19 protein-coding genes are annotated in these 22,472 nt (G+C 73.2%); 8 read left to right on the top strand and 11 right to left on the bottom strand.

Annotation, left to right across the window (positions count from 1 at the left end; translation table 11 throughout):
* Positions 1–155 precede the first annotated feature (155 nt).
* From FRAAL_RS08455 to FRAAL_RS08475, 5 genes are all read right to left on the bottom strand, one after another.
* Entirely contained in the window at positions 156–1,655 is a 1,500-nt protein-coding gene (locus FRAAL_RS08455) for a class I adenylate-forming enzyme family protein (protein WP_011603123.1), read from the bottom strand.
* A 12-nt stretch (positions 1,656–1,667) separates the two neighbouring features.
* The gene (locus FRAAL_RS08460; protein WP_011603124.1) at positions 1,668–1,982 is read right to left on the bottom strand and encodes a hypothetical protein; all 315 of its coding nucleotides are present in this window, start codon (positions 1,980–1,982) and stop codon (positions 1,668–1,670) included.
* 769 nt (positions 1,983–2,751) lie between these two features.
* Positions 2,752–5,262 (bottom strand): sensor domain-containing protein, encoded by a 2,511-nt coding sequence (locus FRAAL_RS08465; protein ID WP_011603127.1) that lies wholly within the window; start codon positions 5,260–5,262, stop codon positions 2,752–2,754.
* Between the two features lie 149 nt (positions 5,263–5,411).
* Positions 5,412–6,065: a TetR/AcrR family transcriptional regulator gene (locus tag FRAAL_RS08470; protein WP_063822615.1), complete on the bottom strand. Its 654-nt coding sequence runs from the start codon at positions 6,063–6,065 to the stop codon at positions 5,412–5,414.
* Positions 6,058–7,107 carry an NADPH:quinone oxidoreductase family protein gene (locus FRAAL_RS08475; protein WP_050997049.1) on the bottom strand — a complete coding sequence of 350 codons (1,050 nt, stop codon included), beginning with the start codon at positions 7,105–7,107 and terminating at the stop codon, positions 6,058–6,060. Before FRAAL_RS08475 ends, FRAAL_RS08470 begins: the two co-directional genes overlap by 8 nt.
* 118 nt (positions 7,108–7,225) lie before the next feature.
* Here FRAAL_RS08475 and FRAAL_RS08480 point away from each other — a divergent pair, with 118 nt between their 5' ends.
* From FRAAL_RS08480 to FRAAL_RS08490, 3 genes are all read left to right on the top strand, one after another.
* Positions 7,226–7,471: a DUF2630 family protein gene (locus FRAAL_RS08480; protein ID WP_041939026.1), complete on the top strand. Its 246-nt coding sequence runs from the start codon at positions 7,226–7,228 to the stop codon at positions 7,469–7,471.
* 100 nt (positions 7,472–7,571) lie between these two features.
* Complete coding sequence (locus FRAAL_RS08485) at positions 7,572–8,369, top strand: SDR family oxidoreductase (protein WP_041939027.1); 798 nt, start codon at positions 7,572–7,574, stop codon at positions 8,367–8,369.
* A gap of 25 nt (positions 8,370–8,394) precedes the next feature.
* Positions 8,395–9,777, top strand: a complete 1,383-nt coding sequence (locus FRAAL_RS08490) for a glycosyltransferase (RefSeq protein ID WP_011603132.1) — start codon at positions 8,395–8,397, stop codon at positions 9,775–9,777.
* 188 nt (positions 9,778–9,965) lie between these two features.
* On the opposite strand, the gene FRAAL_RS08495 is transcribed toward FRAAL_RS08490, so the two are convergent.
* Positions 9,966–11,444 (bottom strand): ATP-binding protein, encoded by a 1,479-nt coding sequence (locus tag FRAAL_RS08495; RefSeq protein ID WP_011603133.1) that lies wholly within the window; start codon positions 11,442–11,444, stop codon positions 9,966–9,968.
* Positions 11,445–11,487: 43 nt separating this feature from the next.
* Positions 11,488–13,206: an NAD(P)/FAD-dependent oxidoreductase gene (locus tag FRAAL_RS08500; RefSeq protein ID WP_011603134.1), complete on the bottom strand. Its 1,719-nt coding sequence runs from the start codon at positions 13,204–13,206 to the stop codon at positions 11,488–11,490.
* Positions 13,207–13,678: 472 nt separating this feature from the next.
* Here FRAAL_RS08500 and FRAAL_RS08505 point away from each other — a divergent pair, with 472 nt between their 5' ends.
* On the top strand, positions 13,679–14,707 hold the full coding sequence (locus tag FRAAL_RS08505) for a CE1 family esterase (RefSeq protein WP_231861577.1): 1,029 nt from the start codon (positions 13,679–13,681) through the stop codon (positions 14,705–14,707).
* A gap of 53 nt (positions 14,708–14,760) precedes the next feature.
* Here the strand turns inward: FRAAL_RS08505 and FRAAL_RS08510 are convergent, their stop codons facing one another.
* A complete protein-coding gene (locus FRAAL_RS08510; RefSeq protein ID WP_041939028.1) occupies positions 14,761–15,057 on the bottom strand; it encodes a hypothetical protein in 297 nt (98 codons plus the stop codon).
* Positions 15,058–15,278: 221 nt separating this feature from the next.
* On the opposite strand from FRAAL_RS08510, the gene FRAAL_RS32860 reads away from it, so the two are divergent.
* Positions 15,279–17,504, top strand: a complete 2,226-nt coding sequence (locus tag FRAAL_RS32860) for a WD40 repeat domain-containing protein (protein ID WP_011603138.1) — start codon at positions 15,279–15,281, stop codon at positions 17,502–17,504.
* 18 nt (positions 17,505–17,522) lie between these two features.
* Here FRAAL_RS32860 and FRAAL_RS30295 read toward each other — a convergent pair whose 3' ends face one another.
* Positions 17,523–18,089: a MerR family transcriptional regulator gene (locus FRAAL_RS30295; protein ID WP_157734320.1), complete on the bottom strand. Its 567-nt coding sequence runs from the start codon at positions 18,087–18,089 to the stop codon at positions 17,523–17,525.
* A 67-nt stretch (positions 18,090–18,156) separates the two neighbouring features.
* Here FRAAL_RS30295 and FRAAL_RS08525 point away from each other — a divergent pair, with 67 nt between their 5' ends.
* Together FRAAL_RS08525 and FRAAL_RS08530 are read left to right on the top strand one after the other, a co-directional pair.
* Positions 18,157–18,870, top strand: a complete 714-nt coding sequence (locus tag FRAAL_RS08525; protein ID WP_011603140.1) for an MBL fold metallo-hydrolase — start codon at positions 18,157–18,159, stop codon at positions 18,868–18,870.
* 25 nt (positions 18,871–18,895) lie between these two features.
* Positions 18,896–19,771, top strand: a complete 876-nt coding sequence (locus tag FRAAL_RS08530; protein ID WP_231861578.1) for a carbon-nitrogen family hydrolase — start codon at positions 18,896–18,898, stop codon at positions 19,769–19,771.
* Here the strand turns inward: FRAAL_RS08530 and FRAAL_RS08535 are convergent.
* Complete coding sequence (locus FRAAL_RS08535) at positions 19,756–21,003, bottom strand: ammonium transporter (RefSeq protein ID WP_011603142.1); 1,248 nt, start codon at positions 21,001–21,003, stop codon at positions 19,756–19,758. The genes FRAAL_RS08530 and FRAAL_RS08535 overlap by 16 nt on opposite strands.
* Before the next feature lie 226 nt (positions 21,004–21,229).
* On the opposite strand from FRAAL_RS08535, the gene FRAAL_RS08540 reads away from it, so the two are divergent.
* Positions 21,230–21,649, top strand: coding sequence for a pyridoxamine 5'-phosphate oxidase family protein (locus FRAAL_RS08540; RefSeq protein WP_011603144.1), 420 nt, complete (start codon positions 21,230–21,232; stop codon positions 21,647–21,649).
* An 85-nt stretch (positions 21,650–21,734) separates the two neighbouring features.
* Here the strand turns inward: FRAAL_RS08540 and FRAAL_RS08545 are convergent, their stop codons facing one another.
* Positions 21,735–22,469 carry a TetR/AcrR family transcriptional regulator gene (locus tag FRAAL_RS08545; protein ID WP_011603145.1) on the bottom strand — a complete coding sequence of 245 codons (735 nt, stop codon included), beginning with the start codon at positions 22,467–22,469 and terminating at the stop codon, positions 21,735–21,737.
* Positions 22,470–22,472 lie beyond the last annotated feature (3 nt).

A 22,472-nucleotide genomic window follows, 5' to 3' on the forward strand; every position in this document is an offset into this window, starting at 1 on the left:
GGCGCGCGTCACCGAACAGCGGTCAGTCCCCGGCACGCCCGAGGGGCCGGCCGTCCGTGGCAGGCCCGCAAGCTGACGGGACGCGGCCGCGCGCCCCGTCCGCGTCCCGCGCCCGCCGGTCGCAGCCGACCGGCGGGCGCGCGATGCGGAACCGATCAGGTGAAGGCCTCGGACAGCTCGGTCCGAAGCACCCGGCGCAGCAGCTTGCCGCTCTCGTTGAACGGCAGCTCCTCGCGGAACTGGATGTGGTCTGGCGTCCGGCTGGAGCGCAGCCGGGTGCGGACGTGCGCCTTGAGGTCCTCCTCCGTCACCCCACCGGAGGTGACGACGGCGGCGACGACCTGCTCGCCCCACTCCTTGTTCGGGATCCCGACGACCGCGGCCTCGAGCACGCCCGGGTGCTCCAGCAGCACCGCCTCGATCTCGCCCGGCGACAGGTTCTCGCCGCCGCGCACGATCACGTCGTCGAGCCGGCCGTGGACGAACAGGTAACCGGCCTCGTCGAGGTGGCCCTCGTCGCGGGTCGGGAACCAGCCGTCGGAGTCCAGCGTCGTGCCCCGGCCGAGGTACTCGCCGGACACCTGGCCGCCGCGCACGTAGATCTCTCCGCGCTCGCCGACGGGCACCTCGATGCCGACCGCGTCGCGGATCGACACCTCGAGCGTCGGCAGCGGCTTGCCGACGGAGGCGAGCCGGGCGCGGACCGCCGGGTCGTCGCTGGCGAACGCCGCCTGGTGGTCGTCGGGACCCAGCACCGCGATGGTGCTGGAGGTCTCGGTCAGGCCGTAGGCGTTGACGAACCCGACGTTCGGCAGCAGGCCGACCGCGCGCTCGATGACCGGCAGGGGCATCGGGCCGCCGCCGTAGGACAGCGAGCGCAGCGACGGCAGACCCAGGCCGTCGGCCTCCACGATGTCCAGGATGCGGCCGAGCATCGTCGGGACGACCATCGCGTGGGTGATCGACTCCTCCCGGACGATGGTGACCCAGGCGGTCGGGTCGAACGCCTCGAGCTGGACCACCCGGCGCCCGGAATAGGTCGACGACAGCACCGCCGAGATGCCCGCGATGTGGTATGGCGGCACGCTGACGATCGCGGCCTCGTCCTCGGCCGAGCCGGCGTACTCGACGGTGGAGATGATGTACTCGGTCAGGTTGCTGTGCCGCAGCACGGCGGCCTTCGGCTCGCCCGTGGTGCCGCTGGTGAACAGCAGGACGGCGATGTCGTCGGCGTCGCCGCCCCAGCCGTCCTTCTCCTTGCCCTCGGGGTCCTCCGCGAGCGCCAGGGCCTCGGCCCGGCTGAGGAACTCGACGCCGTCGACTGGCCCGACCCGCTCGACGACACCCTCACCCACGATGATCGTCGCCGGGGCGGTGCGGGCGACGATGGCGCGCAGCTGCGGATCCGCCAGGCGGTAGTTGATCGGCACGAACGGCTTGCCGGCGATCGCCGAGCCGAACAGGGTCAGGGGAACCGCGGGGGAGTTCAGGTCGATCAGCCCGACCCGCTCGCCCGGCCGCGCCTCGAGCGCGGCACCCAGGCGCCGGGCCCGGCTGGCCAGCTCGGCGAACGTCAGACCGGAGGCCAACGGGCCGAGCGCGACCCGGTCGGCCATGCCGTCCGCGGCCATTTCGAGAAGCATCCCGAGGTGCATCGTGGCTACCCGTCAGTCAGAGGAGGGCAGGGGCTTGGCGTCCTTCTGGGCGAGGATGACCTCCCCGATGGACAGGGAACCGGTGCCGCCCTTGGTGCACAGCAGCTCGAGGCCGGTGTCGGTGTCGGCGAACCGCTTGCCCAGCGGCGTGCCGGCGGAGAAGGCGGGGTCCAGGGTGAGCCCGGTGGGGGCCTCGGTGCCGATCGCCACGACCGGATGGCCGCCACACCGCAGATCGATCGGTCCCTTCGCGGGTTTCACCACGATGATCTCCGTCTGGTCGACGGCGGACCGGTAGCGGGTACCGGGCTTGGTGACAAGGCTCACGTTCTCGACCTCCTCGCTCGCGCGTGTTCCTCTCGCGGAGCGGAGGGAGCCACGCCTTTCCTGATTTCTACTGCCCGGGGGGATGAGGCGCCACCGCCCCGGGCGGAAGCGACATCGCCGCCCATACGTGGATCGAGGTGAACGCCGACGGGCCCCGGCGGGATCTCGCCCGCGGGCCGGTCGGCCGACGGCCGCCGGGCGAGCACGCCCATGCCGGCCACCGCAGCCGCCGCCGGGGCGGCTGCCCGCACGCGGCGACGTCTCACCCAAGCATACGAGGCTACCTCGATTTCTAACAACGATGTCACGTGACGCCGGGTGTGGGCAGGCCCCGTTTGCAGGTGTATGTCCGCGGCGTGATCCCGGTCGTGCCGGAACCCGGCCGTACATCTCATGTGCGAAGTTAGACGTTTCATCGCTCATTGAACCTCAGATTCGGACTGGGGGCAGCCGATGCGCCGGCGCCCGGCCGGAACGGCCATCACCTGCTGCCCGGTCCGGTTCTGCCCGCCGTGGCGAGGCCGTCGGGCCGCCGCGGCGCGCGGCCGCCCCCGACGGACGCCGGCCCGGCGCCGCCGGTGATCCGCCGGATCCGTCGGGTGGGAGGTCCTCGCAGCGTGCCGCGGCGGTCGTCGCGGCGGGCGAGCAGGTGACGCCGGGCTGCTCGCGGCGCCCCGTGACCGAGGCAGGTCTGACAGCATCGTCACCACCTTGCCGGGGTGGTGGTCGCTGGCCGTCACCGCTGGGAGTCGGCCGCCGGGCGAGGTCGTCACCGTTCGCGCGACGGGGGCGCGGGGCGGTGGGCGAGGTCCGGCGCGTCCCCGCGTCCGGCCAGCCGGGGCAGCCGCGCCGTGCTCGGGCCGATCACCGGGCCGAGAAAGAGGTCGCAGCGCAGCGCCCGGAGTGCGTCCAGCTGCGAGGCCGTCCCGACGTCGCCGGCCATCGCCCGGATGCCGAGCGCGTGCGCGAAGTGCATGAGGGCGCCCGAGGCGGCGTGGCGCACCGGGCTGGAGTCGACGCCGTCGACGAACGTCCCGTTGAGCCGGATGTAGCCGAAGGGCACCCGGTTCATGGCGGAGGCCATCGTCCGGGCCGACCCGTAGTCGTCGACGCAGAGGTCGACTCCCAGCCGGCGCAGCTCGCCGAAGGCCGCCGACAGCGCCGTCTCGTCATCGGCGACCTCCCGTTCGGTGATCTGGAGGCACAGCCGGTAGCGGCGGTCGGCACCGGTGGCGGCCAGCAGCACGTCCAGCTCGGGAACGAACCGCGCCTCGACGAGGCAGCGGCTGGAGACGGCCACGGTCAGCAGCGGCGGCGGCGTGCCGTCAGGGCGTCCGTCCGCCCACGCGGCGGCGGCGGCGCGGCAGGCCCGGCCCACGGCCCAGCGGTCGATCGGCACCCGCAGGCCGACCTGCGCGGGATCGGGCAGGAACTGTGCGGGCGGCACCAGCCCCCGGCGTGGATGTCGCCAGTGCGGCAGCGCCTCCGCGCCGGCCATCAGCCGGTCGAGGTCCTGGATCGGCTGGTAGCGCATGACCAGCTCGTCGGCGGTCACGGCCCGGCGCAGCTCGTCGTTCTCGGTGATCTGGGCCATCAGCCGGGTGCGCATCACCTCGTCGAACGCCAGCCGCCGCCCCGGCCCGCGGCGCTTCGCGGCGTACATCGCGATGTCGGCGGCGTTGAGCAGATCCTCGCCGTCGGCGGTCTCCGGCTCGGACAGGGCGATGCCGACGCTGGCTGACAGCAGGACCGTGCGTTCGCGCAGCACGCAGGGGGTGTCCAGGGTGGCGAGCACCCGGTCGGCGATCGCCTCGATGGCCGCGGGGGAGTCGACGTCCTCGCAGAGCACGGCGAACTCGTCGCCGGAGAGCCGCCCGACGACGTCGGCGGGCCGCACGGCGTGCTCGAGCCGGTCCGCCGTCAGTCGCAGCAGGTGGTCGCCGGCCTGGTGGCCCAGGGTGTCGTTGATCGTCTTGAAGCCGTCGAGGTCGATGAACAGCACGCCGATGCGGGTCCCGTCCCCGCGCGCCCGCCGCAGTGCCCGGTCCAGCCGGTCGAGCAGCGCCGTCCGGTTGGGTAGCCCGGTGAGCCCGTCGTGCAGGGACCGACGGCGGATCTCGTCCTCCATCCGCAGGCGCACCGCCGCCGCTCCCAGCACGGCGCCGACCGAGCGGACGAACTGCACGTCCTGCTCGCTGAACGCCGGTGCGGGTGGGCGGCGGCTCACCTCGATCACCGCCGACGGACGATCACCCCGGCCGGCCGCGACGACGAGCTCGTGACCGCCCATGACGGTCCCGGCAGAAATCTGTGACGGGCACGATGCCTCGTCGGCCCCGCCGCCGGCTTGGGCCGGGTCGTCGACGGAGACGCCGTCGGGGGAGACGCCGTCCGGGGAGACGTCGGCGAGGGTGCGGGTGCGCCGGCCGGCGTCGTCGAGTTCGTGAATCCTGACGGTGCCGGCCGCGAGGTGTTCGGCGAGGGTCCGGGCGGCGCGGGTCCACATGGAGGCGGCGTCGCGGCTCTCCAGCGCCTGTTGGCCCAGGTCGGCCACCATGGCCTGTTCGACCGAGCGGGTCCGCAGGGTGGCCAGCGCCTGCTGGTGTTCGGTGACGTCCGTCGCCACGCAGGTCAGGTAGCTCACCTCGCCCTCGGGCCCCTCGATCGGCATGAGGTGCAGGTCGAAGCAGCGGCCGAACGCCTCGATGACGTGGTGCAGCGGACGCCCGGCGAGCGCGGCCTGCAGCAGGCCGAGGGCGTCGGGCAGGTCCTCGAAGAGCGTGAACACCGAGACGTCGGGGTGCTCGGCGAGACGCGACAGCGTCGCGTCCATGAGGCCCTCGCTGGCGAGCACGAATCCCGACCGGTCCACGAGGAACATCGACACCGGCGTGTTGTCCAGGATCAGGCGCAGCCGGTCGTTCGCGGTGATCTCGTCGGAGACGTCCTGAAGCTGGCTGAGGATCTGCCGTCCCGCCGGTCCGGGCACCGTCGCCGAGGTGACGAGGACGTGTACGGTGCTGTGGTCCGGGCGCCACAGGCGGACCAGCCGCCGGGACGGCGGGTCGTGCCGTCCGGGCCGGTGGATCTCCTCGTGCCACAGCGCCCGCTCCTCGGGCACCGTGACGTCCTGCCAGTACGTGCCGACCAGCTCGTCCTCGGAACGGCCGAGCAGGTCGCAGGCCGCCGCGTTGGCCCGGCGCAGGCGTCCGGTGCGAAGATCCGTCACGGTCACCGCAAGGTTCAGGAGCTCGAAGAGGTCCGCACGCTCCTGTACCAAGACTCCTCACCCACCCCGTGCGGCCCGACCCACCCCTGCGGCCCGGCCTTGTCCATACCCGGGCGGCCGCGCCCCCATGCGGGCCGCCACCAGCGAATGGTGACGCAACGTGGTCGTCTGCTCCGCAGTGACGGGAGGTGGTCGTGGCCTCAGCGGGCGTCGACCGGCGCCCGTACCCCGGCCAGGCAGTAGGCGGCGACCTCCTCCGCCCGCGACGACCGCTCGTGGCGACCCCAGAGCACGTCCTGCACGGCACCGGACAGCGTGATGGCGACCAGCCGAGCCTTGTCCCGCGGACGCTCCACGCCCAGCTCGGCCAGCGGGTCGGCCGCCAGTCCGGCGATCATGTCCAGTGCGGCCCGCGCGGCGCTGCCGGCGACGTCCCGGGACCGCTCCGACTGCGCCAGCACGGCCCGCGTCGCCGCGCCGATGACGGGGTCCGTCGCCTGGCGGAGAAAGCCCGCGATCATCGCCCGGAGCCGGCGTTCCGGCGAGGTCTCCCGGTCCATCAGATGCCGCAGGTAGGACTCGGCTCGCCGCATCCCGTCGTCCACGATCGCGGCGACCAGGTCGTCCTTGCTGGCGAAGTAGCGGTAGAACGCCCTGTTGGACAGTCCCGCGGCCGCGACGATGTCCGCGACCCGCACCGCCTCCGAGGTGCCCCGATCGATCAGCAGGGTGAGCCCCGCGTCGAGCAGCCGCCGCACCTGCGCCTGCGTGACGTCCCCGGGCGGGCCGGGCGGGCCGGGCTGGCCGGTTCGGTCAACCTGGTCGGACGCCGCGGCGACGGCCGCCTCAGCCATCGATCTCGCCCGCCGACCCCGGCCGCCGGTCCTGGTCTTCGCCGGCGGTGTCGTCCCCGGTGTCGTCGCCGGCCGTCATCTCCAGGACGACCTTTCCGATCGCCTGCCGTTCGGCGACGTGGGTCAGGGCGGCGCCGGTGTCGGCCAGCGGGAAGCGGGCGCCGATAAGCGGGGCGACCCGGCCGGTGTCGAGCAGCTCGGCGAGCTCGGCCCGGTCCCGCGCCGCGAGCTCCGGCTCGAACCGGGGGAAGGTGCGCAGCTCGAAGCCGCGCACGATCATGCCCTTCAACAGCAGCAGATTGAGGGGGATGCGCGGGATCTCCCCGCTGGCATAGCCGACCGTGATGAACCGCCCGCCCCAGCCCAGGGTGCGCAGCGCCGCCTCGGCGAAGCGTCCGCCGACGGGGTCGACGACCACGTCCGCGCCGCCGGCCGCCGCCCGGATCGCGTCGCGCAACGGCGTGCGCTCGTAGTCGATCAGGTGCTCGGCGCCGCGCTCCTTGCAGGCCGCGAGCTTCTCCGGGCTGGACGCCGCGGCGATCACCCGTGCGCCGAGCAGCGCGCCCAGCTCCACCGTGGCGAGCCCGACGCCGCCGGCGGCCCCCAGCACGACCAGCCGCTCGCCGGGCGCGATGGCTGCGATCGAGCGCAGCGCGTGGTAGGCGGTGAGGTGGCAGACCCAGCTCGCCGCGGCGGTGGCGAGATCCACCCCGGCCGGCACCGGGATGAGCGACTCCGCCGGGGCGGCGACGTACTCGGCGAACGCGCCGCTCATCGCCGCGCCGGCCACCCGGTCACCGACCCGGACGCCCGTCACCTGTGGCCCGACGCCGACGACGACGCCCGCGAACTCGCTGCCGGGGGTGAACGGCGGCGGCACCGGCACCTGGTAGCGGCCGGCGGCGATGAGCACGTCGGGCAGGTTCACCGCCGCCGCGTGTACCCTGATCAACGCCTCGCCAGGCCCCGGTTCGGGCCTGGGTACCAGCTCGGTCGTGATCTCGTCCGGTGTGCCCAGCCGATGACACACCGCGGCTCGCATCCTCGCGATTTCCACGCGAGCAGTATGCCAGCTCACATTCCGAGAATCACGTTCCGCGAAGGTCGTCCGCTTTGTGGTCCGGTCCCACGGCCTCGGGTCGGCGTGATTGAGTGGGCGGGTGGACGACGAGCGGATCTACGCCCAGGTCAGCGCCCTCGTGGCCGAGGAGCACGAGCTGCGGGGCCGCCGCGCCCGCGGCGAGATCGACGCCGAGACCGAGCACGAGCGCCTCGAGCGCCTCGAGCAGGCGCTGGACCAGTGCTGGGATCTGCTGCGCCGCCGCCGCGCCCGGCGCGACGCCGGCCAGGATCCGCAGGGCGCCGAGCCGGGCAGCGTCTCCCAGGTCGAGCACTACCTTCAGTAGGGACAGAGGGACGGCGGTCTTCGTCGGCGGCCGGCGTCAGCGGGACGGCCGGCGTCAGCGGGGTGGCTGGCAGGACGGCGGCCGCGAACAGAGGAGCGGGATGGATCTGCAGCTTGCGGGCCGGGTCGTGCTGGTGACCGGCGGCTCGGACGGCCTCGGCGCCGCCTTGGTGCGGACGCTGGCCGCCGAGGGGGCCAGGGTGGCCTTCTGCGGTCGGGACGAGGCGCGGCTGCGGTCGGTCGCCGAGGCGGCGGGCGATGCTGGCCGTGCGGGCGGTGCGGGCGGGGAGGTCCTGCCGGTGGTCGCCGACGTCCGCGAACCGGCCGACCTCGAACGGTTCGTCGCCGCCGCCACCGAGCGGTGGGACGCCGTCGACGCCCTGGTCAACAACGCCGGGGCCAGCTCCGCGGGGCCGTTCGAACGCCAGACCGACGAGGTCTGGCAGGGCGACCTCGACCTGAAGCTGCACGCGGCGGTCCGGGCGTCCCGGCTCGTGCTGCCGCACCTGCGCCGGGCGGGCGGCGGCAGCATCGTGAACTCGCTGTCGATCACCGCCCGGACGCCGGGGGCGGGCTCCATGCCGACGTCGGTCACCCGGGCCGCCGGGCTCGCGCTCACCAAGGCCCTGTCCAAGGAGTTCGGCCCGGACAACGTGCGGGTCAACGCGATCCTCATCGGCATGGTCGAGAGCGGTCAGTGGGACCGGGCTGCGGCCGCGCAGGGCATCGGGATCGACGAGCTCTACGCGCGGATGGGCCGCGACTCCAACATCCCGCTGGGCCGGGTGGGCCGGGCGCAGGAGTTCGCCGACCTCGTCGCCTTCCTGCTCTCCGCGCGGGCCGCCTACATCACCGGCACGGCCGTCAACCTCGACGGTGGCCTGAGCCCGGTCGCCTGACGGTCCATCCGAAAGGTGAACCTCCGTGGCCCGTTTTCTGTTCGCCACCACTCCCGGCGTAGGCCATACCGCCCCGGCCTACCCGGTCGCCCGGGCTCTGGTGGGACGCGGCCACAGCGTCCGGTGGTACGGCGGTGCGGCATTCGCCGACGCCATCACGGCCACCGGCGCCGCCTTTCATCCCATCAGCGAACACCACAACGACTTCAGCGTCCTCGACCTGAACGAGCGGTTCCCCGGCCACCAGAGGCGCACCGGACTGCGCAGGCTGCAGTTCGAGATGGTTCATGGGTTCGCCCTTCCCCTGCCCGGACACGTCCGGGATCTGCGCGCGCTGCTGGAGCGGGAACCCGCGGACGTCATCGTCGGCGACACCGCCTTCCTCGCCGCCGCGCTGATCCAGGAACTCGGCGGCCCGGCGTTCGCCGGGTTCGGCATCACCGTGCTCGGCTTTCCGAGCCGGGAGTTGGCGCCCTTCGGCCTCGGGCTCGCCCCGTCCGCCGGCCCGCTCGGACGGCTGCGCAACCGCGCGCTCGACCAGCTGATGCGCCGGGTCGTGTACCGGCCGATGACCGCCGCGGTCAACGACGTCCGCCGGCAGCTCGGCCTGGCGCCCACCGCCCAGATGGTGTTCGAGTATCCGCTGGTCTGCCAGACCTACCTGCAGTTCAGCCCGCCCGGCTTCGAGTATCCCGTCTCGGATCTGCCGCCCCAGGTGCGCTTTGTCGGGCCGCCGCGCCCGCTGGCCGACCCGGCCTGGCAGCCGCCGGCCTGGTGGCCCGAACTGACGGCGGCCCGCCGGGTCGTGCTGGTCAACCAGGGCACCGTCGCGACCGACGCGGATCAGCTGATCCGCCCCGCACTGGAGGCGCTCGCCGGCGCGGACGTCCTGGTGGTCGCCGTGACCGGCGGCGCCGACCCGGCCGGGCTCGGGACGCTGCCGGGCAACGCCCGGGTCGAACGCTTCATCCCCTTCGAGGAGCTTCTGCCGCACGTCGACGTCTTCCTCACCAACGGCGGCTACGGCGGGACGCAGCTCGCGCTCTCGCACGGCGTGCCGATCGTCGGCGCCGGTCGCACCGAGGACAAGAACGAGGTCAACACCCGGGTGGCGTGGTCCGGTGTCGGCATCGACCTGCGTACCCAGACGCCGACCGCGCAGCAGATCCGCACGGCCGTCCGTCAGGTGCTCGCCGACCCCCGCTATGCGACGGGGGCGCGCCGCCTGCAGGCCGAGATCGCGCGCGCCGGCCGTGAGGAGAAGGCCGCCGACCTGCTGGAGCAGCTCGCGGACGCGGCCACGTCGACCAGCGACACCCGGCTCGGCACCCTCCTGCCGCCCCAACCCACTCGCGGACGATTCCCTCGCGGCCCCAACCGGACCGAGCGCCTTCCCACCCGACCCTGACCGGCCGGGTCATCACGTCACACGTTGCAGGACTGCCATCACCTCGGGGGCCTCGAAGATCCGCCCGTACTGCCGGCCGGTTCGCTCCCGAAGGATGGCGAGTTCCGCCAGCTTGCCGATCGCGTTGCTCGCGGCCTGGTAGGTGCGTCCAGTTTAGGGCCGGAAACTTGAAATCTTGGTGGGCGGATTCAAGTCTGCTTGGACTGTGGCGGGCTGGCGGGCGGGCCCTCGGGTGGTCCGTCGGTGGCGGTGGGGGTGGGGGTGAGGGGGAGGCGGACCTGGAAGCGGGTGTCGCCGGGGGTGGAGGTGACCCGCAGGTCGCCGTGGTGCTTCTTCACCACGATGCGCCAGGAGATGTCCAGGCCGAGGCCGGTGCCCTCGCCGACGGCCTTCGTCGTGAAGAACGGCTCGAAGATCCGGTCCCGGATGGCGGGGTCGATGCCGGGACCGGAGTCGCCGATCTCGACGACGCCGAAGTCGTGGTCCGCGAAGGTCCGCACCGTCAGCGTGCCGCGGTGGTCCATCGCCGCGACGGCGTTGTCGATCAGGTTCGTCCAGACCTGGTTGAGCTCGGCGGCGTAGGCGGGGATCGCGGGCAGGGAGCGGTCGTAGTCCCGGCGGATCTCGACGTCGTCGCCGATCTTGCGGCCCAGCATGATCAGGGTGCTGTCGAGCAGCTCGTGGATGTCGACGGTCTGGTACGGCGCCCGGTCCATCTGGGAGTACTGCTTGGCGGCGGTGACCAGGGTCGAGATCCGGGTGGTGGAGTCCTCGATCTCCCGCATGAGCATTTCGCTCTCGACGGTGTAGGTCAGCCAGCGCACGGCGCCGTCGAGCACACCCGCCGGCACCGAGCCGGCCACGTGGTCGAGCCAGGCGACGTCCAGGCCGGCCTGCACGAAGATCGGCGCGACGTCCCAGGCGTCGCCGATGTCGCGTTCGTCCAGCCAGTCGCCGATGAGATCCTCGCGGTCCGAGACCTCGATCGGGGTGAGCGCCGGTGCCTTCGCCACCCGCTCCACCGCCTCCTCCTGCAGGCGGATGAGCACCTCCAGCTCGGTGCGTTCGTACGGGCCTGCGGCGATCATGCCGAGCTTGTGCCGCATGCCGGCGACCCGCTCGCGCAGCGCCGAGGTGGCCCGCACGGCCGCGGCCGCCGGGTTGTTCAGCTCGTGGGTCAGCCCCGCGGACAGCGAACCCAGCGCGAGCAGCCGCTCCCGCTGGCCGACGACCTGCTGGGTGTTCTGCATGCCGAAGAACAGGCCCTCGAGCATGTGCAGGGCCATCGGGAACCACTCGCGCATCACGGTGGCCACGTCGTCGGCGTCGAGGACGAAGAACCGGCTGGGCTCGGTGACCCGCATCGAGTTCTTGTAGACCTGGGGCACCCGGTCGCCGAGGTAGGCATGCCAGGCCCCGGCGTACACCCCCCGCTGGGAGGAGCGCACGACCTCGACGTCGTCCGCACCCACTCGGGTGGACATCACCAGCGCACCCTCGATGAGCACGTAGAAGCAGCTCGCCGGCGCGCCCTCGGTGTAGACCGGGCCCGGCTCGAGCAGCTCGGCGTGCCCGCGTTCGCACAGCCAGGTCAGCTGGTCGTCGGTGAGCTTCTCGAACAGGAACAGGGTGCGCAGCTCGTCGACGTCGCAGGGAACCGGTGTCATGATCGCCCTCTCGGTGTCGCCGTCAACGCTGTGGCGAGGTCGTTCAGCGCTTTTCCAGGTAGCGGTGGACGAGCGCGATGGCCATGGCGCCCTCACCGACCGCCGAGGCCACCCGCTTGACCGACTCGGCGCGGGCGTCGCCGGCGACGAAGACCCCCGGCACCGACGTCTCCAGGTGGTAGGGGTCGCGGTCGAGTGACCAGCCCGGCGGGCGGCGGCCGTCGACGACGAGGTCCGGCCCGGCCAGGACGAACCCGCGCTCGTCGCGGGTCAGCACGCCGTCGAGCCAGCCCGTGCGCGGCGCGGCGCCGATGAAGATGAACAGCCACTGGGTGTCGACCGTCTCGGTCTCGCCGCTGGCGTTGTCGCGCAGCGTGAGCCGCTCGAGGTGACCGTCGCCCTCCGCCGAGACGACCTCGGTGCAGGTCCGCACGGTGATCGCCTCGACCCCGGCGATCTGCTGGATCAGGTAGTGCGACATCGACGCCTCCAGCGACGACCCGCGCACCACCATGGTGACCCGCCGGGCGTCCCGGGCGAAGTGCATCGCCGCCTGGCCGGCGGAGTTCGCCCCCCCGACGATGTAGACGTCCTGCCCGGCGCAGGAGGGCGCCTCGGTGAGCGCCGAGCCGTAGAACACCCCGCGACCGGTGAACTCGTCCAGGCCGGGGGCGGCGAGCTGCCGGTAGGACACGCCGGTGGCGAGGACGACGGCGTGGGCGGAGATCTGCCGGCCGTCGTCGAAGTGGACCGTGCGCGCCGGGCCGCTGACCTCCAGCGTGACGGCGTCGCGCGCGGTGAGGACCTCCGCGCCGAACTTGACCGCCTGCCGCCGAGCCCGGTCGGTGAGCTGGGCGCCGGACACGCCGTCCGGGAAGCCCAGGTAGTTCTCGATTCGCGAGCTCTGGCCGGCCTGCCCGCCGGTGGCCGTGCGCTCGACCAGGACGGTGCGCAGCCCCTCCGAGGCCGCGTACACCGCCGAGCCCAGGCCCGCCGGGCCGCCGCCGATCACCACCACGTCGTAGAACTCCGCGGCGGGGGAGGTGGTCAGCCCGACCCGGCCGGCGAGCTCGGCGTCGGTGGGATCGGTCAGCGTCACCCCGTCGGGGGTGATCACGACCGGCAGGGTGTCCGGGGACGCCTCGGCCGCGGCCAGCAGCCGCGCGCCCTCCGGCTCCTCGGACAGGTACCAGCGATACGGCACCTGGTTGCGGGCGAGGAAGTCGCGTACCTCGTAGGAACGCGCCGACCAGCGGTGCCCGACCACGCGCGTTTCGGTGACCGGGGTGTGGTCGGCGGCGAGCCAGGCGTCGAGCAGACCGTCGACGACCGGGTAGAGCTTCTCCTGCGGCGGGTCCCACGGCTTGAGCAGGTAGTGGTCGAGATCGACGATGTTGATGGCGTCGATCGCCGCGGTGGTGTCGGCGTACGCCGTGAGCAGCACGCGGCGCGCCGTCGGGTACAGGTCCATCGCCTGCTCGAGGAACTCGATGCCGTTCATCGCCGGCATCCGGAAGTCCGCGAGCAGCACGGCGACCCGGTCGCCGCGCAGCTTCATCTCCCGCAGCGCGTCGAGCGCCTGCGACCCGGACTCGGCACGCACGATCCGATAGCGCTCCCCGTACTGGCGCCGCAGGTCGCGGGCGACCGCGCGGGAGACGCTCGGGTCGTCGTCGACGGTGAGGATCGCCGGCCGGGCCGGCGGCCTCGAACCGGGCGCCGCCGCGGCGCCGGGCGTGGGCGGAGCCGATGCGGACGTCATGGGTGCCCCCCGGGGAGATCGGTGGCTGGCGCGGTGCCGGTGGGTCGGTTGCGAAGCGATCGAGCCCGGCTCACGGGCCGTCAGACGACGGGCAGACGGGACCTGACCGCGTTTCTGGTGGAGGTCGATCGGGCGATCGAGTCGCCGACGGCCGGCCGGTCGCGGACACAGGGTGACCCCTCGGCGAGGAGGCGGATCCGGTGTCGTCCGGGCACCACCGCATTCCACCAGTCTAGGGTTTCGCCTGCCGGTGCGTTAGCTCGTGCGGATACTCGCCGCTTACCGCCCGATCCCCCACGATTTCGGACCGTGCGGATCACAGGTTGCCCTACGATCTCCGGATCGAAAAGCCGTAGGCCAGCAGTCCCTGCTCGCGGGCGTGCTCGAGATGTCGGCCGTCCGCGTCCGGCTGTCGGGCAGATGTCCATGGCTGATCGGCGCATCCGTCCGGCCTCGTTCGTACCGTGGTCTGATGATCCGGACAGCGACGGTGGGTAGATGGCCGCATGCCGTGATGGGCGTCGCGATCGTGGCGGCGGTCCTGTCGGTGGCCGTGGCGGTGTTGCCCGACCGCCCCGGCGTCGCCGTCGGTCCGGTCGGCGGTGTGCCGCCACTGCGGCTGGCCGCGGGCCTCGCCGGCCGGGCCGCTGGCGGCGCGTGCCCGGCGTCCACCGGCCGCGTTCCGCTGCCCGGCGGGGTGCACGTTCTCGTTCACGACGGGGTTCGGCGCTCCTACCGGTTGGCGGTGCCCGCGGATTACGACGGGCGGTTCGCCTATCCGGTCGTGTTCGACTTCCACGGATTCAAGGCGGACGCGGCGCTGGAGGAACAGCGGTCGCGGATGGGCGTCGTCGGCGCCGGGCGCGGCTTCGTCGTGGTGACCCCGGACGCGCTCGGCGCGCCGCGCCGATGGAACACCCTGGGCGAACCGGGCAAGGCCGACGATGTCGGCTTCGTCGGCGCCCTGCTGACCGATCTGTCGTCCCGGTTCTGCGTCGATGGCCGGCGGGTGTACGCCACCGGGCATTCCAACGGCGCCGAGTTCGCCGCCGCGCTGGTCTGCCGGTCCGCCCGGTTCGCCGCGGTGGCCATGGTCTCGTCGACCTTCGAGGCCCGCTGCCCCGCCGGTCGTGCGCCGGCGACGATGGCCGTGCACGGCACCGCCGACCCGTCGGTGCCCTACGGCGGCGGCGTGGTGGTGGGCTCCTCGACCCGCGTACCCGCGGCTTCGGAGGTGGTCCGCGGCTACGCCGACCGCTACGACTGCAACCCGGCCCCCCTGACCACACAGCCCGCCCCCGGGATCGTCACCCGCCGCTACGTCGACTGCGTGGGCGGTAGCGAGGTGCTGTTCGACACCGTCGTCGGCGGCACCCACCTGTGGCCGGCAAGCCCCGAGGCCCGGCGCGACCCGCGCGACTCACCCGCGGGGCAGACCTTCGACGCCACCGGCGCAATCCTCGACTTCTTCACCGCCCACCGCGCCGCCCCACCCACCTGACGGCGGCCCCGGCCCGTCCACCCGAACCGGCGCCCCGGCTGGTCCGGACGCCATCAGCGGCCGCTGGTCGCGCCGGCGTCCGGCGGCTCGATCTGCGGTGGCCGGCGGAAGGAAAGGCGTTCCTCGGCCACGCGCACTGTGAGGTTCGCCCACACCGCGGTGAGCAGGTCGCCGGTCGGAACCAGGCCGAGGCGAACCAGGAACATCCCCGCGACGACCACGACCGTCACCACGGCGGCCCCGTGCATCGCGAGCACCGCCGGATGGCGTGCCCGGGTCCCGCGCGTCCGGGTGCAGGCCAGCCCGATCGTCATGGACATCGTGACGATGAGCAGCAGTTCGGGCATCATGGCGAGGTCCTTCCGTGTCCGCGGCCGAGGTGGGGTCGTCTCGGTCCGACGCGTCGAGCGCCGGGCGATTCTTTTCTCAGGCGAAAACCGCTCGCGAGAAAGAAAGAACGAGGCTCGCCCGGCCGACCTCCAGGTCATCACAGATTATTTTTCGAGCTGGCTGCGAAAATTTTTCGCTGTGAGAATCCTGTGAAAATCCCGGATTTTCGCGGAGGGCGGCGGTGGTGGTGGGACCCGGCAGCAAGGGCTCGGTGCGGCGGGCCAGACGCGGCGCGCCCCCGAAGACGAGCAGCGATCCGCAGGTGAGCCCCGCTGTGCGGGCCCTGGTGGAGCGGCTGGATGAGCTGATCAGCTCGGCGCACGGTTCGCGTACGAACCTCTTCTCGCACGTTCGGGAGGTCCATCCGGAGCTCTCACTGGCCACGCTGGACGACAAGAAGCTGTCCCGGCAGTTCCGGGGGCGTCCGCCCTATGCCCGGGGCCCGGAGTGGCCCTACGTGCGGGACGTCGCGCATGCCTGCCTCCCCGCGGACGAGGTGGCGGAGGAGGTGGCCCACCTGGCCGGGTTGTGGCGGGCCGCCCGCGGGGGTAGTCCGCCACCGAGGTATCGCGGTCACATCCGGGATGTCCGGGTGCCCACCCCGCTCGAGGAGATCGACGACCTGACCGATGTCCGCCAGCAGAACGCCCGGTATCGGATGACCCTCGAACAGCTCGGCCACGAGCTTCGAGACGCGGTCCGGGGTGAGCAGGAGGCGCTCCGCCGCTGCGACCAGCTCACCGAGGACCGGGACGCCGCCCTCACGGAGCTCGCCCGGCTGCGGGCACGTGCCACGGATCAGAGCCACGAAGTGGTCGAGCTGCAGATGCATCTGTTCCGCGAGCAGGAACGGACCCGGGAACTGGAGGACCAGGCCCGCCGGCTGGACGCCGCCGTCGAACGCCTGCTCGACGCCTACGTGCCGACCGAGACAGCCCGAGCCACGATCCGCGCGGCGATCGCCTCCTCCGCGCGGCCGGCACCCACGCAGCCCGCGCCCTCCGCCTGCCCCCCGCCCTCCGCCAGCCCGGTGTCCGCCGCCAGCCCGGTGTCCGCCGCCAGCCCGGTGTCCGCCGCGCCCGACCGACCCGGGGAGCGACGGGGCGCCGGGGCCGGGGCCGACGCCAGCGGCGATGAACCACGGCCGGCCGGACTGGGCCCGGCACCCCCGGCCCGGGACGAGTCGCTCGTCGAGCGCGGTGCGACGACCACGGAAGCGGTGGCCCGGCAACGGCCGCCGTCGCGCTCACTGCTGTTCCTGGCTGTGATCCTCGTTGTCCTGATGCCGGTGGCCGCCGGCCTCTGGCAGATCGGTCTGCTGCGTGCCGACCACCGGGCGGCCGCCCCCGCCATCGCGCTGGAGCGGGCCGCCGAGATCGGCTCTACCCCGGTTGCGGCGGCGCCGATCACCGATCCCGGGACATACGGAACAGACGGGCGCAACGGTAGCTCGACACGCTTCGACGTTTTGCCGCCGGCGCCGGCCGGCGGCGCGGTGACGCTCGTCCCGAGCGGCCCGGTGCGATCCGCCTCGTACTCCGCCGACGGGCGGATGGTGGCGACCGTCGGCACACGTGGAGGACTTGCCGTGTGGGACGTGGCGGAGGGAGGGCGACCCACCCGACTGGGTCAGGTCGACAACGGCCGTGCCCTGGACGTCGCGTTCATCCGCAGCGGGTCCCTGATCACCATCAGCTCGGACTCCGCCATCCGCCTCTGGGACGTCCGCGATCCCCACCGGCCACGGGCCGTCAGCCGCCAGGTCACACCGAGCCCGCCGCACTCACTGGCGATCTCCCCGGACGGGGAGGTCGCCGCGATCGGCGCCGCCAACGACGAGGTGTGGTTGTGGGACATCGCGGACGTGTCCGCGCCCCGTCGGCTCGGCGTGGTGCTGACCGGTCATGCCGGTGCGGTGTCCTCGGTCGCCTTCAGCCCGGACGGGCGGACCCTCGCCAGCGGCTCCACCGACCACACCGTGCGGCTGTGGGATGTCGCCACGCCCGCGCGGCCTCGTCAGGTCGGCGTGGCGCTGACCGGTCATGCCGGTGCGGTGTCCTCGGTCGCGTTCAGCCCGGACGGGCGAATACTCGCCAGCGGCGCCGAGGACACCCTGCGGCTCTGGAACGTCGGTGACGCGGCGCATCCACAGGCGCTCGGTGCCCCACTGGCCATCCGGTCCGGGGAGTTGCTCTCGCTGGCTTTCGGTCCGGACAACCGCACCCTTGCCACGGGGGGGACGGAGGGATCAGTCGGGTTCTGGGACGTGTCGGATCCTGCCCTGCCTCGTACGCTTGGCGCGTCCCCAGCGCACGGTGGGCCGGTGTTCTCGGTCTCCTTCAGTCCCGACGGACGCAGGGTCGCCAGCGCCGGCGGCGACCAGACCCGGCTGTGGACGGTGACCTGACGACCGGTCCGCCCGGGATCACTGCGGTCGCTCGACGTGGTCCTGGATGGCGAGGAAGCGCCGGATCGCCTCGACATCGGCCGGAACGATCGGCTTCGCCGCAGCGATCGGGTCCACCGGAGCGATCCGGCCGAGCGAACGGACGGGAGGCGCCGAGCGGGTGACCGTGGAGCGCGCCGAGCGGGCGGATGGCGCCGACACGAGTGCGACGTCGATCGGGCGCAGGGGCAGCATCCCGTCGAGGACGAGCTGGCCCGGGCGGCGGTCGCCCTCCCAGCTTCCGTCGGCGTGCTGGATGTACAGCTCGTCCGCATACACGGCGTAACGCCGGACGTCGTATCCGGAGCCGCGCGTCGCGGCGTCGGTACGCGTGGCCGCGCGGTCGAGGGCGGCGCGGATGCGGCCCAGGCTGATCCCGGCCCGCCGCAGCGTCCCGATCATTCGGAGCTGAGCCAGGTCACGACCGCCGTCGCGGACCAGACCGGAACGACGCCAGCGCGCCACCTGGCGGGGAGTGACCCGGGCGTCGGGCGGCTGCGGGGGGCCGGCTGCGGGTGGTCGCGACGTGGGCTGGTCCCCCGTCATGTCGCCGAATGTAGCCCCACGGGGCCGCCTCGCCGCACCTCGGGGCGGACCTTCGTACGCTGAACGGATGACCGAGCGTCTGTACTTCCGCCAGCTTCTGTCCGGTCGTGACTTCGCCGTCGGCGACCCGGTCGGCACCCAGATGGTCAACTTCGTCTACCTCGTCGGAGACCGGGAGACCGGCGAGGCGGTGGTCGTCGACCCCGCCTACAAGGTGGACGACCTGCTCGCCCTGGTCGCCGCCGACGGCATGCGGCTCACCGGCGCGCTCGTCAGCCACTACCATGCCGATCACGTGGGCGGCTCCGCGTTCGGCATCGAGATCGAGGGCATCCGCGAGCTGCTCACCCGCGTGCCCGTGCCCATCCACGTCAACCGGGCCGAGGCCGAGTGGGTGCGCCGGGCCACCGAGGTCTCCGCCGCCGACCTCGTCGAGCACGACGACGCCGACGTGGTCACCGTCGGGGAGATCCCGATCCAGCTTCTGCACACCCCGGGCCACACGCCCGGCAGCCAGTGTTTCGTCGTCGACAACCGGCTCGTCGCGGGCGACACCCTGTTCCTGGAGGGCTGCGGCCGGATGGACCTGCCCGGCGGCGATGCCGGGCTGATGTACGACAGCCTGCGCCGACTGGCCACCCTGCCGGACACCACCACCGTCTTCCCCGGTCACCAGTACTCCCCGCAGTCGTCCGAGGACCTGTCGGTCGTCAAGCGGATGAACCACGTCTTCCGCCCGACGAGTGCCCAGCAGTGGAAGTCGATGCTCGGACTCGGCTGATCGACGACGACCTGGAGTTCCGCGCATGAGCCCGACGACTCCGACTCCGACTCCGACCCCGACCCCGGCCTCGGCGCCGACGACCGCACCGGCGCCCGGCCGGATCCGCACGGTGTGCCTGCAGATCGACTGCCCGGACGGTGAGAGCGTGGCGGACCGGGTGCGCCGGGTGCTGGCCGACCTGCGCAGCACCGACGCCGACCTCGTCGTGCTCCCCGAACTGTGGGCCACCGGCTACTTCCGTTTCGATGCCTACCAGGCGCAGGCGGAGCCGCTGACCGGTCCGACGCTGACCGCGTTGCGGGAGGTGGCCCGGGAACGCCGGTTCCACCTGGTCGCGGGCAGCCTGGTGGAGCGCGCCGACGACGGCCGGCTGCACAACACGACCGCCCTGATCGGTCCCGGCGGCGACATCCTGCATACCTATCGGAAGATTCACCTGTTCGGTTACGGCTCCGACGAGGCCCGGCTGCTCACGCCGGGAACGACCGTCGACGCCGTGCGCACCGAGCTCGGCTGCATCGGCCTGGCCACCTGCTACGACCTCCGCTTCCCCGAGTTGTTCCGGCTGCTCGGCGACGCGGGTGCCGACCTCGTCGCGGTCGTGTCGGCGTGGCCCGCGGCCCGGCTGGAGCACTGGCGCGTGCTCACCCGGGCCCGCGCGATCGAGAACCAGGTCCACCTCGTCGCCTGCAACGTCGCGGGCCGGCACGCGGGCCGCGACCTGGCCGGGGCGAGCGTCGTCGTCGACCCGTGGGGGGTGGTGCTGGCCGAGGGCGGCCAGGGCCCCGCTCGGGTCCGCGCCGAGCTCGACCCGGCCCTCCCGGCCGCCGTCCGTGCCGAGTTCCCGGTGCTCACCCACCGCCGGCTGCCGCCGTCCGGAGGTCACCAGAGCCGGTAGGCGACCTCGCCGTGCTGGGTGATGTCGAGACCCTTGGCCTCCTCGTCCGGCGTCACCCGCAGCCGGTGGACCAGCCGCACCGCCCCGGCGATGATCAGGGAGACGACGAACGAGTAGGCCACCACCGCCGCCACGGCGACGATCTGCTCGCGCAGCAGGCTGCTGCCGCCGCCGTAGAACAGCCCGTCCCGGCCGCCGATGTCGCTGCTGCCCAGCAGGCCGATGAGCAGGGCGCCCAGCGCGCCGCCGACGAGGTGCACGGCGCCGACGTCCAGGGCGTCGTCGATGCCGACCTTGCCCTTGATGGCGGTGGCCAGGGCGCACACGCCGCCGGCGAGCAGGCCGATGACGATCGAGCCGACCGGGGTGACGTACCCGGCCGCGGGGGTGATCGCCACCAGGCCGGCGACGGCGCCGGAGGCGGCGCCGAGCGTGGAGGCCATCCCGTCACGCAGGCGCTCCACGAGAATCCAGCCCAGCATGGCGCAGGCGGCCGCGGTGTTGGTGTTCACGAACGCGCTGCCGGCCAGCTCGTTGGCGTGCAGCGCGGAGCCGGCGTTGAAGCCGAACCAGCCGAACCACAGCAGGCCCGCGCCGAGCAGGACGAACGGGACGTTGTGCGGGCGGAAGTCGCCGCTGGGCCAGCCGCGGCGGGGACCCAGCACGATCGCCACCGCGAGGGCGGCGGCGCCGGCGTTGGCGTGGACGACGGTTCCCCCGGCGAAGTCCTCGGCGCCGTGCTCGTAGAGCCAGCCGGCGGGGGAGAAGACCCAGTGCGCGACCGGGCCGTAGACCAGCACCGACCACAGCGCGATGAACAGCGCGAAGGCGCTGAACCGGAATCGGTCCGCGCTGGCCCCCGTGATGAGCGCCGGCGTGATGACCGCGAACATGAGCTGGAAGCAGACGAACACGACCGGCGGGATGGTCTGCCCCGCCGCGCCCGTGTACCCGGCGACCTGGACGTCCATGTGGGCGAGCCCGACGTGGTCGAAGCCGCCGACGAACCCGTTGGCCCCCCCGAAGGCCAGGCTGTAGGTCACCAGGACCCACAGCACGCTGACGATGCCCATGCAGAAGAAGTTCTGCATGATCATGCTCAGGACGTTCTCGACCCGGACCATCCCGCCGTAGAAGAACGCCAGGCCCGGCGTCATGAGCAGGACGAGGGCGGCGCTGGCCAGCACCCAGGCCGTGTCCCCTGTGTCGATCGTCCCGAAGTCGAACGGCATGTCGCTCCTGTCCCTGCGCCGCCGTTGTGCGTGTCCCGCGATCAGTGGGCGGGTGTCGGGCCGGCGAAGATGCGCGTCGTGCGACAGGCTCGGCAGCGGTGCTTTCCGACTCGTGTCATGCGCGTATCGGGTTGGTAAAGCCCCTGTTTTGGGTGCATATCGTGGCGAGGTTCTCCGGCTGGGTGGCCGCCGGACGGCCCCGTCCGCCGCATGGCAGGCTGACGGCATGTCGAACCAGTCCGCCCGGCCGCCCGACCTGACCGGTCGTGGCGGGGAGTTCCTCGACTTCTGGCGGGAGCGGCACCTGTGCAGCCTGACCACGGTGCGCGCCGACGGCAGCGCGCACGTGGTCGCCGTCGGCGCGACCCTCGACCCGGCGGCCGGGATCGCCCGCGTGATCACCTCCGGCCGGTCCCGCAAGGCGCGGCTGATCGCCGGGGGGCCCACCACGGGAACCGCCGTCGCGGTTTGCCAGATCGACGGGCGCCGATGGTCGACGCTGGAGGGGCTGGCCGTGGTGCGCGACGATCCGGCGAGCGTCGCGGAGGCGGAGCGGCGCTACGCGCAGCGTTATCGCGAGCCGCGGGCCAATCCGCTGCGGGTCGTCCTGGAGGTGCGGATCACCCGGGTGCTGGGCAGCGTCTGACCGCCGTGGGCGCCGGTGGGCGGGCTGGCCGGTGCCCGGTCAGGACGTGCCCGGTCAGGATGGTGCCCGGTCAGGACGTGCCCGGTCAGGATGGTGCCGCGCCGATGGCGGCCGCGATCCCGGCCAGCAGCCACTCCAGGCCCTCCGCGAAGCTGTCCCGGGCGTTCTCGCCGACCAGGACGAGGTCCTGGCTGTGGAACTGGGCCAGGTGCGGGTACTGGCCGCCGTCGAGCACGCCGGTCAGGTAGCGCTGCACCTCCGCCCGGTCGGCCCCACCGAGGTAGCCCTGGCGCTCCCGCAGCTCGGCGGTGACATGGCCGAGGGTGTACGTGTCGACCGCGCGCAGCATCGCGGCCCGCCGACGGGGCGGTAGCGGCAGGGCGGCCACCGCCGCCGCGGACTGCTCGGCGTGGCGCAGCCCGTTCGGGCCGAGGCGAGGATGGCAGGCGAGCGTCTGCAGGACCCAGGGGTGGCGCAGGCTGCTGTCCCGGGTGCGGTGGGCGATGGCACGCAGGGCGTCGCGCCAGTCCGTCGGCAACGGCTCGGGGACGATCACCTCGGCCGCCACCTGGTCGTTCATGAGCGCGAGCAGGTCGTCCTTGCGGTCGAAGTGGGAGTACAGGCTCATCGGCCGGGCGTCGAGCGCCGCGGCGACCCGGCGGATCGAGACCGCCTCGAGCCCCTCGGCGTCGGCCATCGCGACGGCCGCGTCGACGATCGCCTCGCGGGTCAGCCGCGGCCGGCGGCGTTCGGCCGTCCGGGCCCAGACGATGGCGGACGACCCCCCCGCCGGCGGCGGGCGGTCCGCAGCGCCGGGCACCTC

The organism is Frankia alni ACN14a, from assembly GCF_000058485.1.
Lineage (GTDB): Bacteria > Actinomycetota > Actinomycetes > Frankiales > Frankiaceae > Frankia > Frankia alni.